Genomic DNA, 17,996 nt, shown 5'->3' on the forward strand with positions numbered 1-17,996 from the left:
AGGGAAACCTGAAATAACCTCACCGTTATTTACATCAGTATTGGGCTGTTTTAACATCCAATCTTCTAAAACATTACTTATATAAAAAACATAGTTCTCTAGCATTGTTAATCTCCAATAGTCAAAATCTAATGGTTACTTATCTAAATATGCTTCTAGTAAGTCAGTAAGCACTCAGACTTTATCACAATGTATATTTAACTAAAAATTTTAACCTAATAAGAGCGAGTTGCAAATCAATCTTAATACTTTCAAAAATAGTTAATAAGGACGCTCTCTGTTACTGTTACTAATTTAGATACTCTTAAAATTAAATAGAACCTACAAGCTCAAAGCCATTTTGTAAGACTTTGTTACAATTACCAATTGACTTTTACTACCCGAATAACATTTATAATTTACGTCAATACTCTTCTCTTTTAAAACTTGCAATAAACTTTCTGCTGTTTCTTTTTCTCCTGCTCTATTATAATCATCTATAATAATAATGAACTCTTTATCCTGAGTAAACATTTTTGCAAGTTCAACAATATCGTATCTTGAATAACTAGAACTACCAAAAGGACCATCTATGATATATAATGAAAAATTATTTTGTAACTTTTCTATGTCTTGATACCCCAAATATTTTTGATTTAATACGTCTTTATCTATAGCTTCAAAATGTTTTATTTCAGAACTACCAGACAATTCAAATTCTTTATTAAATTTTTTAATCCATTCTTTATCATGCTCAATAATTATATGAGAAGACTGTAAAATATTATTGCTAACTAGTGTGGATACAAATTTAGAACTTTCTCCCAAACCTAACTCTAATATGCTTTCTGGTTTAAGGTCAAACAAAATCCGTTTTAAAATATAAAAAAAAGAATAATTACCAGCCCAACGTCCTATGTTAATGGATAAATTATTTAAACATGCGACACCTCTAATACTATCATGATAAACATTTGCCCAAATTAATTCGTTGGTTAATGCTTCTGTACGTTTGTGCCTAGATTTATTATCTTTTACTGTATTAATAATTTTTTTTAATATCATTCTTTTTTTTTAAAATTAAGACTTCCAATATATATTAACAAAAGTAAATTTAAACACTTTCGATTATAGTTTTAAAATAATCTGTACTCAAATAGTGCTCTAAATCTGGACGATTTAAATTCGCTTCTTTATTTTGTAACCAATTTAAATAAAGCAATTCTATTTTTTCTGCTATTTCTTCGACATCATCAACTTGGCAAGCATAAGGATAACTAGCTCCTAATAAGTGTCTAACCTCGCTTTTCTTCGGACTTAATGCTAAAATTGGTTTATTAGCATAAACACAATGCGGGAATTTACCAGGCAAAAACGGACTGATTTCTGCTTTAGATTCTATTATTATATTAACAGATGCTTTATTCTGTAAAGTATTAACAACACTAAAAGGAACATTTTTTAAGTGTAATTGTAATTGCGGAAGCGTTTGTGCCTCAAACTCTAAACCTTTACGGTGATAACTTGCATAACCGATTAATACTAATTTTGAATCTTCTTTTGCGCTAGGATTATTCTCTAAAAACTTTCTGAAAGCATTAACTAAATCAAAAGGTGGACGCTGTTTCATTAAATAACCAGCATGAAGTAAAGTAAATTTACCATCATGGAAAAGCCCATTATATTCTTCTAAATCTTTTATAACATCGATTTTTAATTGTTGGTGAGGAATTATTAAACCTGATGATTTAAAATTAGGGAAAAACTGACTCATCCATTCTTTCAATAACTGACTTGGAAATGCAGAGTATTTAGCGCTTTCGGAAACTTTACTGAAAAAATTTTCTTTTTGTTTATATCCTGCTTCCTCCCAACTGTAAGGTTCTGGATATAAATGAAACGGGTAAGGATCATGTACATAAGCCAGCCATTTATTGTATAATTGTGGTGTTCTTAAAAGTGCATGATGTGGTCTAAAACTAGCTCCTTGACTTAAAGTAATAATTAAATCATAAGTTAAAGGATTTGTTTTAAGTACTGCTTTAGAGATACTCTTAGAATCATTTAAAAAAACAAATGAATGACCAAAAATGCGTTCTAGTGGTTTGGATATATTTATTTTAGTTATACGCTGAAAGACCCGTTGTGATCTACTTAAAATATAATTTACATTTGCTTTTCTCTCTCTTATGTCAAAACAATCTGTTTTATCTACAGTTACTTTTTTTCGTGTATAATGCAACACAGTAACACTATAATTGCAACTTACAAGAGAATTAATAAATCCTAAATTAGCTTTAGCGCCACTGGAAGCGTTAACGTCTAATGTTTCTGCTACAACTAATATTTTTTTTAATTTACTATCCATTTTTTATTTAAAAAATCACTTATAAACAAGTAACCTACTTTAACAAAACATCTCCTTTTCCTAATATTTTATAACTTAAACTCGCTAATAAAAACTTAGTAATCCATTTATAATATTGAACATCTAATAGTGGTTTTTTTAAAACAAAAAACATAATATTTAAAGTCTTACATCGTAAATATCTGTAATTTTTAAATAATTGTACGTACATAAACAATAGTGTTTTATTTGAAACACCATAATCTACTAAAAAATTTATTCTCTCTATTAAATTATTATGAATACTCAAAGCAACAGCTTGAGAAAATGTGTTTGTAATCGTTTTATTGTGATGTCTGTAATAGGTTAAATATGAGTCAACAAATTTGATATTTATTTTTGGATTTTGAAGCATTCTAATATGAAAATCTCTATCCTGGCCTTTCAACAATTGTAGAGAAAACAGGTTGTTATTTTTTAAAACACTTTTTTTCCACATTGGATCACAAACATACCAACTTCTCTTTAAGGTTATAAAATCTTCTAATAAATTTGGGCTATTAAAAGTTCTAATTTCTTTACCAATTGTTTTTTTAATTGTCCCTGTAAATGACTGTGTTTTAGAGATTACACAATTAATATTATTATCAAATGCATCTAACTTAATTTTTATAAAATCAGGATGCATAATATCGTCACTGTCAAACCAATTTACATACGCTCCTTTAGAGACTTCAAACCCATAGTTTCTGCAACTATTACCACCCTTAGGTAAGGTATCTGGCCTACTATACACTTTAATTCTTGCATCTTTTATTATAAATGCTTCTAAAATGGATACTGTCTCGTCTGTGCTGCCATCATCCACTATAATACACTCCCAATTTTGATAAGTTTGAGAAATGACAGAGTCTAGAGTTATTGATATTAAATCTTCTCTATTATAAACAGGAATTAGTATTGAAACTAGTGCAGAAGGACTCATATGCTCTTTTAGGAGGGGTTAAAAAATATTTTAGCTGTTTGAATTTCTTTACAGATAAATAAAACAATTTATCGTGCTAGCATCAATAGGTATTATAATTACTGATATTTTATTTAGCACAACCATTACTTTTACAAAACGTTAATCATTCGCGCTTTTATTTCACTATCTATAAACATTTGTTTATCCTGTTTTTCTAATAACCCTTTTTTATTTATCATAGTATCAAACCATTCTGAATATACTTTTGCCCCTTTATGATTAAGGTGGTTTAAATCACCAAATTCACTATTTTTCAATGGAAAATTCTTAAAGTCTAAAAATTCGACATTTGATAATCTTGTGTCAATAATATTTATAAAATCAGATTCGTTATGCAAACCAGGATATTTAGGATGTAAAGGACTACGTATTAAATATAACTGTACTTTACTCTTTTTACAAAACTCAATAATCTTCAAAAGATACGTTAAATTAGTAGAAGCTAACTTATCTGTCTGTTGAAATTTTAATAGGTTTTCTGAAGAAAGAACGGTAAGTAATGAGTCTGTTTTATCTCTTTTAAGATAGTAGTATCCTCCCCAATTAATAGTTTTCGGGAAATTCTTTTTAGACCTAAATATAAAATTTGCATTATTCATAAATGAAGTTGATTGAGCGCTTACAACTTCCTTCATATTCTTTTTAGCAATCATTAATAAATCAGAGGTCTCGATAACAGGAGCATATTTCGGATAATTCCTGGAGATTATATTATCACCCCAAGTATATAGTTTGTCCCAATCATCATCTATCTCATAATTTGTAAATTCTAAAAAAACGGTACGCACTTGGTTATTTACTTCTACTATTTTTTTTAGTTTGGAGTATGTATAAAAATAAGATTCTGCTGATTGTGCAAAGTTTTCAAAGTTCTGAATTATGGAATCATTATACGCGCATTCAGGATGCGAGTGTCCAAAAACTAACTGATTACTGTTTTGTTTTATTTTAAAATTATCACCGCTTTCAATAATTTTCTTAGGCATCAAAAGTATTACCACAATGAATAACGAAGAAGCAAATAGAAAAATACACGTTTTAAATATAAATTTTTTCATGGTAGTTAAAATTGAAAATATATAAATTCTTGTTGTTTTCCACTAAAATGAAAATAGAAAACACAAAATAGAATTACACAATAAAAAGCCCATCTAAATGATCTAAACCATTTTAACCCTAAATTAGCTAATGCGTGTTGTTGCCCTCTCCCTAACCACTCTATAATAATAAAAACAAATAACAACACCACTATCGGCTTGACTAAGCTGTCTTGTTGGAATGATGGATATATAAAAAGTGACTTCGAAAATATTTCAGAAACATAACTTAGCGCATGCTCAATGTTTTCTGCCCTAAAGAATATCCAAGCAAACACAGTTAATCCGAAAGTAAATAGCATTAATACTGTTTCTTTTATTGTTGGTAAATAGCTTCCTTTTGCTACAACGTCAAAATACTTACGGTTATTTTTAAAAATATAAACGGGTAAAAAATAAAACGCATTTAAGGCACCCCAAATAATAAAAGTCAAATTGGCTCCATGCCAAAAACCACTTACAATAAAAATTATAAATATATTTCTAATACTAATCAAAGTCCCCCCTCTACTCCCTCCTAAAGGGATATACAAATAATCTCTAAACCAAGTTGATAATGAAATATGCCAACGCCTCCAAAACTCAGCAATGTTTCTGGAAAAATATGGGAATGCAAAATTTTGTTGCAGGTTGAATCCAAATAAACGTGATGTACCTATAGCTATGTCAGAATAGCCTGAAAAATCACCATAAATTTGAAATGTAAAGAAGACAGCACCAATGACTAGTGTACTACCGCTATAGACGGCTGAATTATTAAAAATTTCATTTGCATAGAAGGCACAATTATCAGCTATGACAATTTTTTTAAATAAGCCCCAAAGTATTTGTCTTAAACCATCTACTCCATTACTATAATCAAACGTTCTTTTACTAAAAAACTGAGGTAGTAAATTAGTTGCCCGCTCAATAGGTCCAGCTACTAGCTGCGGAAAGAAACTAACAAAGGCTAAAAATGCAACAAAATCTTTTGTTGGTTCAAGTTTCTTTTTATAAACATCAATGGTATAACTTAATGTCTGGAATGTATAAAAACTAATACCTACAGGTAAAATAATATTGAGAGTATTTGGTTTTATTTCTGTTCCAAAAAACGAAAAGGCGGACACAAAATTCTCTATAAAAAAATTATAATATTTAAAAAAACATAGAAATCCAAGATTTGCTATAATGCTAATCCAAAGGAGCGTTTTTCTCTTGGTTAGATTTTCTTGTTTTGACAGACTTATACCAACTAAATAATCAATAATACTGCTTAAAAATATCAAGAATAAAAAACGCCAATCCCACCAGCCATAAAAGGTATAGCTTGCTAATACAATTAATGCGTTTTGTAACTTTAAATTTTTATTGGTAACAAACCAATATAAAATAAAAACAATTGGCAAGAATATAGCAAAGTCAATAGAGTTAAATAGCATACTTTTATTCTAAAATTTTTAATATTAGTGTTTGTTTTTTAATAATCTATAAAAGAATAAACGCATTGGTAAATGAAAATAAAACAGTTTCCATTTATTTTTTTTATAGTATGAATAATCTAAAGTTGTTAAAATTCTATCAAACAAATTATATTTTCTATAATCAAGAGATACCTGAATAAAATATCTTAAAATCGCATCATTAAGCAATTTCTTATTATTTAAATCACTGACTACTAAGTGTATTGCATCTGCGTAAGATTTAAGACTAGCTTCATTCTTATTATTAAAATCGCCGGTTATTGACTCTTCATGTTTCCTACCATAATAAAGCGACTTATTTACTGATACACCTTTTTTAACAGAGGTTATTATTCTTGAATACACTTCCCATTCTTCTGCATATTTTAAATGTTCGGTATAACGATGCTCAACATAGCACTCTTTTGACCACATGACTGCACATGAATTAAATTGAAGTTCATTTTTAAGAATTTTATTAATATCACTTTTGTCAATATAGAAATGTGTGTACTCTTTTGATAAATCAAAATTATATTTAAAATCACCTCTAAAAGCTTCTCTTATATAGCGACAAAATGAAATATCATCTTTAGAAAATTCATCTAAACAAATTTCTAAATTTTGAGGATGTGCAATATCATCATCATCAAAAAATATAATATAATCACCTTTAGCTAAATCTAAACCATAATTTCTTGAACCTGGTAAACCTTTAGTATAGTCATCTGTTCGCTTTAAATAAGAGAAGCGTTTGTCTTGTTGTAATATAGGCGCCAACACATCTGGTGTATTATCAGTCCCACCATCATCAATAATCAGGCATTCCCAATTTTGAAATGTTTGTGCTTGAATAGATTTAATAGATTCCACAATATATCGTGATCTATTATAAGTTGCCATTATTATAGTTACTATTGGTTTCATTTTACGTTTTTATATCCTTATTCGCTTATTAAAAAATATGAGGTCTTTATTTCTTTGGGTTTTTATATTCCACTAATTGGCTTCTAGTTAAAAATAAATTGAGGTTTTCAGGAATATACCGTTCAATTTTAAATGCCATACGCCTAAACCTTGTACTATATTTACTTGGGAGTAACCTGTGAAATCTCTCTATAGTGCCAATAGGAGTAATATTAACAGCATTAAAATATGTATTGCCTATTTTTTTATAGCTCTTTGAAGAATTATCCCTGTCTGGATGTGGATCATTTTTTTTCCATTGGGCAAATTTATCTTTTTGAAACTTTGAGGGCCTTCCTGGAACTGGTGTATGCCACCTCAACTCGTCTAAAACTTTACTATTAACAGCAGGCTCAAAATATCTTACCATACCATTAGGCTTTAAAACTTTTACTATTTTTTCTGTGAACTCTATTTCTTGCTCATGCGTTAAGTGATGTACAAAAGCCTTTCCTACTACAATATCATAATAATCAAGTGCTAATTCGGATTTAAGAAAATCTCCATATATAAATTTAAGAGGGACTTCAAAATCAAAATTAGCATTTAATTTATTAATAATATCACCTGAATATTGAGAAATATCATTGGCATGTACCTCTGCACCCAAAGCTGCCATAACCGCAGCATTTGTACAATCTCCACATCCCAATTCTAACACTTTTTTACCTTTTAATTGTGCTTGGAAATTATTGTGATATAAACCCACCCAGCTTGTATGGATTTGTGTCGCTGAAGTTATAAATTTATCAACGTTAGTTATTTTGTTTAAAATAGATTCAACATTAACATTATTGTATTGTTTATCATAATGCTTTTCATTTTTAATTGTATTCTTTTCTGATGCGTCCATTTTTACTTATTAACTTTTATAATTAGTCACCATTTTTTTATTAACTCTTAGTATTTTAACCAAATTTTGACTTTATCCATCTTAATGGCTTTAATATAAAAGCTCCAATTGTATACTCTAGACGCTTTGTAATTTTTATTTTTTCGCGATCTTCCTTTTCTAATTTCAATAACAAATTATCAATTATAAATTCACAATTAATATTAACAATATCTTTATGCTTATTGTAAATATATCGGATAAGCTGATATTTAACTTTATTTGCTCTCGATGTAGTTGAACCTTCTCTTCTTCTGTAATTAAATAAAACTTCAGGTATAACTTCTGCCGAACCTGATTTTCTTAACAGGTTAATATAAAATTCCCAATCTTCAAATCCACTAGTCATAGATTCATCATACCCACCACATTTTAACCAATCGGACTTTTTAAACATAGCTGATCCAAAAGAATTATTTGATGATAAAAACTTTTTCACATTTCCTCCTTGTGGCTTATAAACATAATTATTTCCTGCCATTTCAAAAATTATATTAGCAAAACAGGTTACAATTTTTGCATCTTTCTCGGTCTTGATTAAATTAATAGCCTTTTCACAAAATGTATTTTCGAAATAATCATCACTATCTAAAGTTAAAATAAGATCCCCTTTAGCTTGACTAATGCCATTGTTACGAGCATTACTTTGTCCTGCATTTTCTTGAGTAATTAGTATGTCTATTTTTGACCTTAAGCTTTTTAAGACCGCTTTAGTTTCTTTATTTGAACCATCATCTACTACTATGATTTCTTTATATAAATAGGTTTGATTATTTACAGAGTCGATTGCTTGTTCAATAAATTTGGCATCATTATAACAAGGTATAATTATTGAAATTATGTTATTACTTTCCATTAAAGAGTTACTTTAAACATATTGATCCATTATTTTCATTATTTTCTTCATACACTAGCTTTTGAATGCTAAATTTACTTAATCTTAGTTTTTATTTCCTTTTATTTACACTTTAGACAGCGCTAAGCTTGATAAGGCTTTCTGTAATTACTCTTTATTCTTTTTAGTAAAAAAAGGAATCAAATTTTTCAAGCCTTGACAATTATCCTTTATACATTTGAATAAGTTTGATTTAAGTAACTCTAAATAGACAATGTTAAATACTTTCCTTCATTATATCCTAGCATAACAATAAACATTGAATCATTATTACCCATAATTATTCAAAGCTATTAGTTAGTATGATTTCTAACTTTTTAACATAAGTTTCAATATCGTATTTTTTTATATACTGAGCATTTCTATTGCCTTCTGCTTTTCTTAGTCTTTCATTAATTGCCAATTCATACATTGCTTGATATATCTCTTCTTCTGTATTATTTACTAAAAACTTAGAATCTTCTAACAAACCAACACAACCTGGATGGTTTGAACTTATAACAGGAAGCGCGTATAACATATATTCCATAATCACATTTGGTGTACCTTCTATAAGAGATAGAAGCATACCAATATCTAAAATATTCAAGACATCTGTAACATCCTCATTACTTAATAAAGTCACCTTATCAGAAAGATTCATTTTGCTAATACTTTCATTAAGATTATTATATATCTCTAAACAAATCTCGTCATTGTCTTTATTCCCAAGTAAGACTAAGTGTATATTTTTTATATTTTTAGCTAGTTTATCAAAAATTTTTAATGCTAAATCATGGTATTTAAAAGACTTAAAATGAGCAATCATGCCAAATACAACATCTCCTTTACTAATATTATATTTTTCTTTTATTATGTCTGAATCTCTATTTTCTTTTTTTAGCGTTAAATATTGAGGCAATAAATTAAACACTTTATTCTTTACTACATACTCATTTTTAAAAATATCAAAGCAATTATCTGCATTACCAATAATACAAGGCATGTTATTAACAGCAATACTTTCATAAATATCTTTTTTTAAAAAATCTAAGCCTAACTGATGCCAAAAAGTATATTTAACGGTTGGTAATAATTTATATAAATAATATGAGATTTTTGATGGCGTGTTTAAGAATGGAACTACAATGTCGTAGTTATTTTTTTTAAGCCCTTTTTTTAAAAGTAAAAAATATTGTACAGACCATTTTAAACGTTTCAAATTCCTAACTGACAACTCTTTTCGAAGAACTACATGAGGAAAACCAAAATAAAAACTATTTTTTATACCTGTTGTTTTAAAAAAATCATCAAACTCTTTTGTTCTATTGTTTGATGCTATAAACAAAATATCAACATTACAATTCTTATTATTCACTAAAAACTTACCAAGTCCTAATGCTTGCCTTTCAGCACCTCCTAATGTACCGACTTGAAGTACTAACAACACATTTTTATTATCAAATTTCATGTAAAGCTTTTATTATTACTTTTAATTAAGTTATTTTAATCTAAAACATAATTTAATCCAAACTTTATAGTTTTTATAAGTCATCAATGCATAGTTTGTTTTTAAAAAACTTAAACAACTATAAAAATTAACGTCTTTATTTATGGATCGTAATAATCGCAGTTGTAATTGTATTATTGTAAATAACCACGCTTTTTTATTCTTTTTTGAAAGATTTAGTTTTTCACTACAAACATTAACACCCCTTTTTAAATCAAAAACCTCTTTACTACTTTTTATTGAATAAGGCGCTATATGCAGTTTTGTGAATAGTTTAGCATAGTAATTTACATCTAAATCAAAGCTTGAGAAAAACTTTTTATAACTAACTTCTATATTTTTAACAAAAAGCTGATTACGCTCACTATCAACCTGAATACTTTGGGTTAATGACCCATTATGTACTCTATAATGATATAAGACTTTATCTAAATGATAAAATTTATATTTTTTTAGAGACTGTAACCAAAAATCATAATCTTCAACTAAAAATAAAGATTCGTCATACTTTTCTGAGTTTTTATAAACTTGATGGTTATACAAAAAACAAGCTCCGATACAGTTTAATTGCAACAAATTATAAAAATCCAATAATTTAACAACAGTATTCTCATTTTCGCTTATCATGTTATAATTAGCATAGACAATATCTGTTTTCTCTTTCAGTATTGCGTTTACCATTGTTTCAATTGCTGATAAATCATAATAGTTATCATCACTTGTCCAAGTGATATATGTACCCTTAGCCTGATTGTGTCCAATATTTAAGCTAGCAGGTAATTTTTTGTTTATGACGTTATTTATTACTCTTACTCTATTATCTACAGCTAAATACTGGTTTGCTATTTTTAAAGTAGTATCCGTTGAACAGTCATTAACTATAATAAGCTCAATATTGCTATAGGTTTGATTTAAACAACTCTCTATAGATTGACCAAAGTATTTTTCGCCATTATAAACCGGAAGGATTATAGATACGAGAGGAGCTTTTTCCATATTCTTTTTGGCAGTTTAATGACTCTTTTCACTTTGTGTTTAAAATCCTTATTATAATAATATTTAATATACCAGATTTTATAATCTATATTCTTCTTCTGATAACTTACACTTTTATAATAACCTACTTCTCGTTCTGCTATAATTTTTTTATCAAAATTTTTAATAATTAAATCTCTAGTGTCATTATTAGAAAGATTACTATTTGCTAATTCAAGAATTGCCTGAGCAATTATCTTAGGATCTTCATATTTATCTACCAAAATATTCATAACCTTATCATTTAACAAATACTCGGTCATTGGTGCTATGTTTGACGTTACAATTTTTGTTTTACAGCTAGCAGCTTCTGCAAAAACTAACCCAAAACCTTCCCATCTACTTGGTACACACAATACTTTGGCAATATTATACCATTTTACAAGCGCTTCATTTTCAACTTTTTCTATAACAAGTAATCTATCTTCAACCTTATATTCTTTTGCTATTGTTATATAAGGCTGTACATCTCCTTTTCCTATTAATACCAATACGTAATCATTCTCTAAAAACACCAATGACTTAACTACGGTTTCTATATTTTTTTGAGCAGATTTTCTTCCAACATGAAGTATTACTTTCTTATTCTTAAATTGTTCTGCTAACGGGTTGCTTGATTCTTCTAGTTTATTAAATTTAGCAGTATCAACTCTATTACCTAAAACTTTAGCATGCTTAATATTTAATTCTTTATCTAAAACCTTATTAATAACATTACTCATAGTAAAAACCTCATCAGAAAATTTTAAACTTTCATGAAGCAATTTCTCATTAGTATCGTGTATACTAGACACAACCGGTATATTAGCAACGCGATTATAGTTAGCATAAGTTGTCGCCCAATATCCTCCATAAGCTCTTACACATAAAGGATTAATGTTTTTTAAATGCCTTTTATATTCCTTTGGGTTTTTACAAGGGATTATCTTTAAACCATAAACGTCTCTTGCTTCTTTTTCTAAAGGTGATAGCACATATACTTCATCAAAAAAAGAATTGGGGTTAAAATACTCCTCTAACCAAGAAGAGGTCCCTTTTTCTTCATAAGCCTGTATTGGATCTGATGGTATTACAACTAACTTATGCTTCATTTAAAGTCCATTTAGAATTAAAAACAACATCACCTTGCTTTTTATTTAATGATAAACCATTATTAAAATAATTATTATCTATAACATCAAAAAATAGAGCATCATATATTACCTCCATATTTTGTCTAGGTAGGTTTGTTCCAATAGCGATTAATGCCTTGTAACTTCCTTTAGTAATATTTAATGAATCAATTACACAGGTTAAACTATCATTAGGATTAAAAGGTTTATTAAAACTATTATCCAAATGTGTTCCAATTGAAAAAACTCGTCTTTGATCTTCATTCTCTACACCTATAAAGCAATAGTTGATTTTTTCTTTATAGTTTCCTTTAAATGTAATTTTGATTTTAAATTCTTTTCCTATTTCAATGGGATTATTAAGTAGTTCTACTTTTTGTATAAATTTGGATTTAAGCACATTATCATCTGTGGTTCTCATCGACTCTTTTAAGTATTCTTGTATCACTTCATCCGTTTCTCCTATCATAGAAACAGTTCCGTTTTTTAACATTATAGTATTAGAACAAAGATTACGAATAGCAGTCATATCATGACTTACAAAAATGACTGTTCTACCATCTGAGGTGCTAATATCCTTCATTTTACCAATTGCTTTCCTTTGAAACTCGGCATCTCCAACAGCTAAAACCTCATCAATAACCAATATTTCAGGCTCCAAAAATGCTGCTACTGCAAAGGCTAACCGTACGGTCATACCAGAACTATAGCGTTTTACAGGGGTATCTATATAACGTTGACAACCGGAAAACTCGATAATTTCGTCGATTTTAGACGTAATCTCCTTTTTGGTCATTCCTAAAATAGCACCATTAAGATAGATATTTTCTCGTCCAGTCATTTCACTATGAAACCCTGTACCAACCTCTAATAAAGAGGCGATTCGTCCTCTTGTTTTAATTTCTCCAGTGGTAGGTCCTGTTACTTTAGATAGTATTTTTAAAAGGGTAGATTTACCCGCTCCATTTTTTCCAATAATACCTAAAACCTCTCCTCTTTTAACTTCAAAATTAATATCCTTAAGTGCCCAAACATACTCACTAGAACCTTTTGTACTGCGATCGTTGGATTCTCCTACTTTTAAATATGGATCTTCTTTCCCTCTAACCCGGCTCCACCAACGGTTTAAATCGTGACTTAGAGTACCGGTTCCAACAAGTCCTAAGCGGTATTGTTTAGAAATATTTTCTGCTTTTAAGATAATATCCACTTTACCTACCATGATGTGTTTTTTAAAAAATCTATAATTTTTTGAGAAGCATCACCATCACCATAAGGGTTAATAACTGTATTTATCTGCTTAGTTTTAGATAAAATTTGTTGTGCTTTACTTACAATAAGATCTTGATCGGTGCCTACTAAAAACGAACAACCTGCATCCACCCCTTCTTGTCTTTCTGTAACCGACCTAGTCACTAAAACAGGGACTCCAAAAGTTGGCGCCTCTTCTTGAACACCTCCTGAGTCTGAAATAATTAAGTGTGCTTTTTTCATTAACCATATAAATGTTGGATAGTCTAATGGTGCTACTAAATGCACATTTGATAGATTAGACAGTCTTTTATAAACCACTTCTTGCACGTTAGGATTAAGGTGTACTGGAAAAACAATCTCGACACCATTATCCTTAGATATTTCAACTAAGGCATTGCATAAAGATTCAAAACCTTCTCCAAAATTTTCTCTTCTATGTCCCGTTACTAAAATTATTTTTTTATCAAAATTGACAGCTTCTTTTAAACTTTCAATTACCGGTGTATTAAATCCTTGATCTAAGATCTCTCCAGTCATTTTTAAAGCATCAATAACAGTATTACCCGTAACTAGTATTGTATTTGAAGCCACTCCTTCTTTTAAAAGGTTTTGACTAGCACTTCTCCCAGGGGCAAAATGAAAATCGGCTAACCTACCGGTTAATTGCCTATTCATTTCTTCAGGAAAAGGAGACCATTTATTGTACGTTCTTAATCCTGCTTCTACATGTGCTACCTTAATTTTTCGATTAAAAGCAGCTAATGCAATAACACTTGATGTTGTCGTATCGCCATGTACTAAAACAAGGTCTATTTTATGTTCTATAAATATTTTATCAATCTCTTCTAGAATTCTTGAACTTAACTTATTTAATGTCTGATTAGGCGTCATTAAGTTTAAATCAAAATCTGGTTTCATTTTAAAGAACTCCAATACTTGATCCAATAAATCTCGATGTTGTGCTGTCACACAAAGTTTTGTATTGTAGCCTGATTTTAAAAACTTAAAATATACTGGAGCCATTTTTATAGCTTCAGGTCTTGTTCCTATACAAATTAAAACATTTTTATTGTCGTTCATATTTTCAAAATAGCTTATCTAAACCGTATCAATAAACGTTTTTTCCGTTTTATTAAAAATTATTAATCCTAATAAAAATACGATTACACTTATACTTCCAGCATATATAAAATTAGTTATTGAAAATGCGCCAACACCTAAAGTCATATATCTAAACAATTCTATAATAGTAGTCATCGGATTATATTCTACTAGCCACGCATATTCTGGTACTTTTTCTTTAAAATAAGATAATGGATACATCACTGCCGAACCGTACATTAATAACTGTACACCAAAAGTAACCAAGAATGTTAAGTCACGATATTTAGTAGTCAATGATGATAAAATCATGCCAAATCCTAAACCAAATAAGCCCATAAATACTATTAGTAATGGTAGTAACATTATTGCTAATTGTGGTGCTGCCGTTACCTCTTGATTTGTAAAAAACACATAATAGAGATAAAATACGATTAGTACTAATAGCTGAATACTGAACTTTATTAAATTTGAAAACACTACAGACAATGGGGTAATCACTCTAGGAAAGTAGACTTTACCAAAAATGCCTTGATTGGCTTTAAATGTATTACTAGTCCCTGTTAAACACGCACTAAAATAGTTCCAAGACGTTATTCCTGCCAAATTAAACAAAAAGGGAGGCACGCCTTCTCCTGTTGGAATAGCTGCTAAATTGTTAAAAATTAGAGTAAAAATTACAGAGGTAAATAAGGGTTGAATAAAAAACCACAAAGGTCCTAAAATGGTTTGTTTATAAACTGTTATAATATCACGCTTGACAAATAAAAATAACAAATCACGATAGCTCCAAATTTCTTTAAAATTTAAATCTATCAACTTTCTTTTTGGCGATATAGTATATAGCCAATCGTTATTTTTAATTAAAGGTTTCAAAGGTTTATTTTAAATATTATGAATACTCTTTTATTTTATAAAAATTGATTTAATACGATTAAATACGGATTGCTTTTTAACTTCATTTTCATGATACCCATTCCCATAGGCGCCATAACCATATCCGTAACCATACCCGTAGCCATAACCATATTTACCTTTTTGGTCATAAAAATTATATAGGAAGCTTATATTTTTAACCTCTCCTTTTTTATGCTTGTCATTAATTAAAGACAGCATTTCTTTTTTAGTATAATCCTGTCTAACCACATATAAAGACGCATCGGCATATTCAATTAACTCCAAAGCATCTGCTACTAAACCAACAGGAGGCGTATCTAATACAATATAATCGTAATTTGCTTTTAGCTCGTCTATAAATTGATCCATTTGCTTACCAATTAATAACTCCGAAGGGTTTGGAGGAATTGGTCCCGAGGTGATCACATCTAAATGCGCCACCTTCGTTTTTTGAACAACGTCTTTTAACGGTTTCTGGCCTATTAAATAATTAACCGCTCCTATAGTGTTGTCAATATCAAAATCCCCAAATATTTTTGGCTTACGCAAATCTAGTCCTACCAATACTGTTTTTTTTCCGCTTAAAGCGAACACAGAAGCAATATTAATAGAACAAAATGTTTTACCTTCTCCACTAACTGAAGACGTCACCATAACCGTTTTAGTTCCTTCTAATTCGTGTTTTTTATATATAAATTGCAAACTAGATCTAACCGCTCTAAAGGCTTCTGCTACTGCCGACTTAGGTTTGTTAAAAACAGCTAGATTATTTTCTGTATCGTTTTTACCAACCACACCTAATAATGGTATTTTGGCTAGTTTATCTAAATCACTTGGTGTATGCACTTTATTATCAAAAAAAGTAATGATAAAAGAGAGTAATAAAATAGGTAATAAAGCAGCTATAGCAGCAAATACGTATCTTATATTAAGGTTTACCGCATTACGTCCTTGTCCAATATCTTTTGCTGGCTCTATTAAAATTATATCAGAAATATTAGAAGCCTTAATTAAATCTGCTTCCCCACGTTTTGCCAAATATAAATTATAAGTACTTTGACTTAATAAATACTCACGTTCAATCGCTTCTAGTTTCTGCTGATTTTCTGGCAAGGTTGAAAACTGACTTTCCGTACTATAAATTTTAGAATTTACAGATTGTAATTGATAACCAAGATTGGTTTTTACAGAGGCAATATTCTCTAACATCACATTTTTAAGTGACGCTATTTGATTATTTAAATCTCCAAAAACAGATACATTATCCCTAACAGAAGATTCTAAAGTAGATTTTTGTATGGATAAATTAACAATTTTTGAAATTCCTGCTATTATATTAGGATCATCAATCCCTTGCAACGCTGGCGCAGGAAAACTAGTAAAATCTTGGCTAGTCATTAAATAATTTTTCAATAAATCATAGGATAACAATGATTGACTCAAGGCTTCCTTCTGATTATTGTAGTCTTCAATTTTAGTCGACAGCAAATCACTTTCACTCTCCAAATTAAATATTTTATTACTACGCTTAAAGTTGTTTAACGAGTCTGCTTTTCTATTTACTTGTCCCTTAACTCTTGCTAATTGTTTATCGATAAACGCTACCGTATTAATAGCATATTGATTTTTACGCTGTAATTGATCCCGTTCTAGTATAAAAACAGAGGTATTTATATAATCGACAATTTTAGCTTTATTTTTATTGGTTAAACGCGTGACTAATAATGGCGAACCTGGTTGATTGGTAACAGCGTAGTTATTAACAAAAGACGACACCGCAGCATTAAAATTAGTATACTGTATAAAAAACTCTTGCCCCTTAGCTACCGCCATATTATCGTTTTTAATCACACTTCCTTTAAAGAAAGGCAACTCGATATACTCCTTAAATTTATACGTTTTAGAATAAGTAGGCGCAGTAATCGCCATTGTTTTTAGTGTCTTATTCTTAAAATTTTGTGTGGTTACATTTTGTGTATCTCCCAAATCATAAGACAACTCAAAAGAGGTTTGGTCTAAAAATACAATTTTTATAGGATGCCCTATCATTTGATACGCGCTATCTAATCCTACAAATTTAAAAGGCGTAGCGCCATAACTATCTGTTTTATAAAATCGACCTTGTTTATAATATGATAAAAATAAATCTAAACTATCCACGACTTTTTCGTGGTGCTTTCTAGATTTTAAATTAAGTAAGACTTCTTGTACTTTACCAGAAATTCCGCCATAATTAAAGACTAAACTAGTATTAGAGGTAAATAATGGATTTTTATCGTCTTGTACCGTCAGCGAAGCATCAAGGGTGTATGGAAACTCTCGTCTTATATTTTGCTGATACACAACATAAAAACCTATTAAAAGTGCTAGAACAAACCATTTCCAATAGCTTATAGTCCTAAAAACAAAGGCTTTAAAATCAAAAACCTGAATGCCATCAATATCTAATTGCTCTTCCATTTT

At 29.2% G+C, this 17,996-nt stretch carries 15 protein-coding genes; all 15 read right to left on the reverse strand.

Annotated elements, in window-relative coordinates; translation table 11 throughout:
- Nucleotides 1-321: 321 nt before the first annotated feature.
- Nucleotides 322-1,044, reverse strand: coding sequence for a hypothetical protein (locus E9099_RS01295; RefSeq protein WP_136581945.1), 723 nt, complete (start codon nucleotides 1,042-1,044; stop codon nucleotides 322-324).
- A gap of 49 nt (nucleotides 1,045-1,093) precedes the next feature.
- Entirely contained in the window at nucleotides 1,094-2,347 is a 1,254-nt protein-coding gene (locus tag E9099_RS01300; RefSeq protein WP_136581946.1) for a glycosyltransferase family 4 protein, read from the reverse strand.
- A gap of 34 nt (nucleotides 2,348-2,381) precedes the next feature.
- Nucleotides 2,382-3,311, reverse strand: coding sequence for a glycosyltransferase family 2 protein (locus tag E9099_RS01305; protein ID WP_136581947.1), 930 nt, complete (start codon nucleotides 3,309-3,311; stop codon nucleotides 2,382-2,384).
- Between the two features lie 131 nt (nucleotides 3,312-3,442).
- Nucleotides 3,443-4,411, reverse strand: a complete 969-nt coding sequence (locus tag E9099_RS01310) for a hypothetical protein (protein ID WP_136581948.1) — start codon at nucleotides 4,409-4,411, stop codon at nucleotides 3,443-3,445.
- A 5-nt stretch (nucleotides 4,412-4,416) separates the two neighbouring features.
- Complete coding sequence (locus tag E9099_RS01315) at nucleotides 4,417-5,871, reverse strand: MBOAT family O-acyltransferase (RefSeq protein WP_136581949.1); 1,455 nt, start codon at nucleotides 5,869-5,871, stop codon at nucleotides 4,417-4,419.
- Between the two features lie 24 nt (nucleotides 5,872-5,895).
- Complete coding sequence (locus E9099_RS01320; protein WP_136581950.1) at nucleotides 5,896-6,819, reverse strand: glycosyltransferase family 2 protein; 924 nt, start codon at nucleotides 6,817-6,819, stop codon at nucleotides 5,896-5,898.
- Between the two features lie 46 nt (nucleotides 6,820-6,865).
- Entirely contained in the window at nucleotides 6,866-7,711 is an 846-nt protein-coding gene (locus tag E9099_RS01325; protein ID WP_136581951.1) for a class I SAM-dependent methyltransferase, read from the reverse strand.
- A gap of 55 nt (nucleotides 7,712-7,766) precedes the next feature.
- Nucleotides 7,767-8,606, reverse strand: a complete 840-nt coding sequence (locus tag E9099_RS01330) for a glycosyltransferase (RefSeq protein WP_136581952.1) — start codon at nucleotides 8,604-8,606, stop codon at nucleotides 7,767-7,769.
- 319 nt (nucleotides 8,607-8,925) lie between these two features.
- A complete protein-coding gene (locus E9099_RS01335; protein ID WP_136581953.1) occupies nucleotides 8,926-10,095 on the reverse strand; it encodes a glycosyltransferase family 4 protein in 1,170 nt (389 codons plus the stop codon).
- Between the two features lie 30 nt (nucleotides 10,096-10,125).
- Nucleotides 10,126-11,130, reverse strand: coding sequence for a glycosyltransferase family 2 protein (locus E9099_RS01340; protein WP_136581954.1), 1,005 nt, complete (start codon nucleotides 11,128-11,130; stop codon nucleotides 10,126-10,128).
- A complete protein-coding gene (locus E9099_RS01345) occupies nucleotides 11,103-12,260 on the reverse strand; it encodes a glycosyltransferase family 4 protein (RefSeq protein ID WP_136581955.1) in 1,158 nt (385 codons plus the stop codon). Before E9099_RS01345 ends, E9099_RS01340 begins: the two co-directional genes overlap by 28 nt.
- Nucleotides 12,250-13,503 carry an ABC transporter ATP-binding protein gene (locus E9099_RS01350; protein ID WP_240788934.1) on the reverse strand — a complete coding sequence of 418 codons (1,254 nt, stop codon included), beginning with the start codon at nucleotides 13,501-13,503 and terminating at the stop codon, nucleotides 12,250-12,252. Before E9099_RS01350 ends, E9099_RS01345 begins: the two co-directional genes overlap by 11 nt.
- Entirely contained in the window at nucleotides 13,497-14,615 is a 1,119-nt protein-coding gene (gene wecB, locus E9099_RS01355) for a non-hydrolyzing UDP-N-acetylglucosamine 2-epimerase (protein ID WP_136581956.1), read from the reverse strand. The genes E9099_RS01350 and wecB overlap by 7 nt, the downstream gene beginning before the upstream one ends.
- A gap of 18 nt (nucleotides 14,616-14,633) precedes the next feature.
- The gene (locus E9099_RS01360) at nucleotides 14,634-15,512 is read right to left on the reverse strand and encodes an ABC transporter permease (RefSeq protein WP_136581957.1); all 879 of its coding nucleotides are present in this window, start codon (nucleotides 15,510-15,512) and stop codon (nucleotides 14,634-14,636) included.
- Between the two features lie 30 nt (nucleotides 15,513-15,542).
- A complete protein-coding gene (locus E9099_RS01365) occupies nucleotides 15,543-17,993 on the reverse strand; it encodes an exopolysaccharide transport family protein (RefSeq protein ID WP_136581958.1) in 2,451 nt (816 codons plus the stop codon).
- Nucleotides 17,994-17,996: the final 3 nt, after the last annotated feature.

Source organism: Psychroserpens sp. NJDZ02 (assembly GCF_004843725.1).
Classification (GTDB): domain Bacteria; phylum Bacteroidota; class Bacteroidia; order Flavobacteriales; family Flavobacteriaceae; genus Olleya.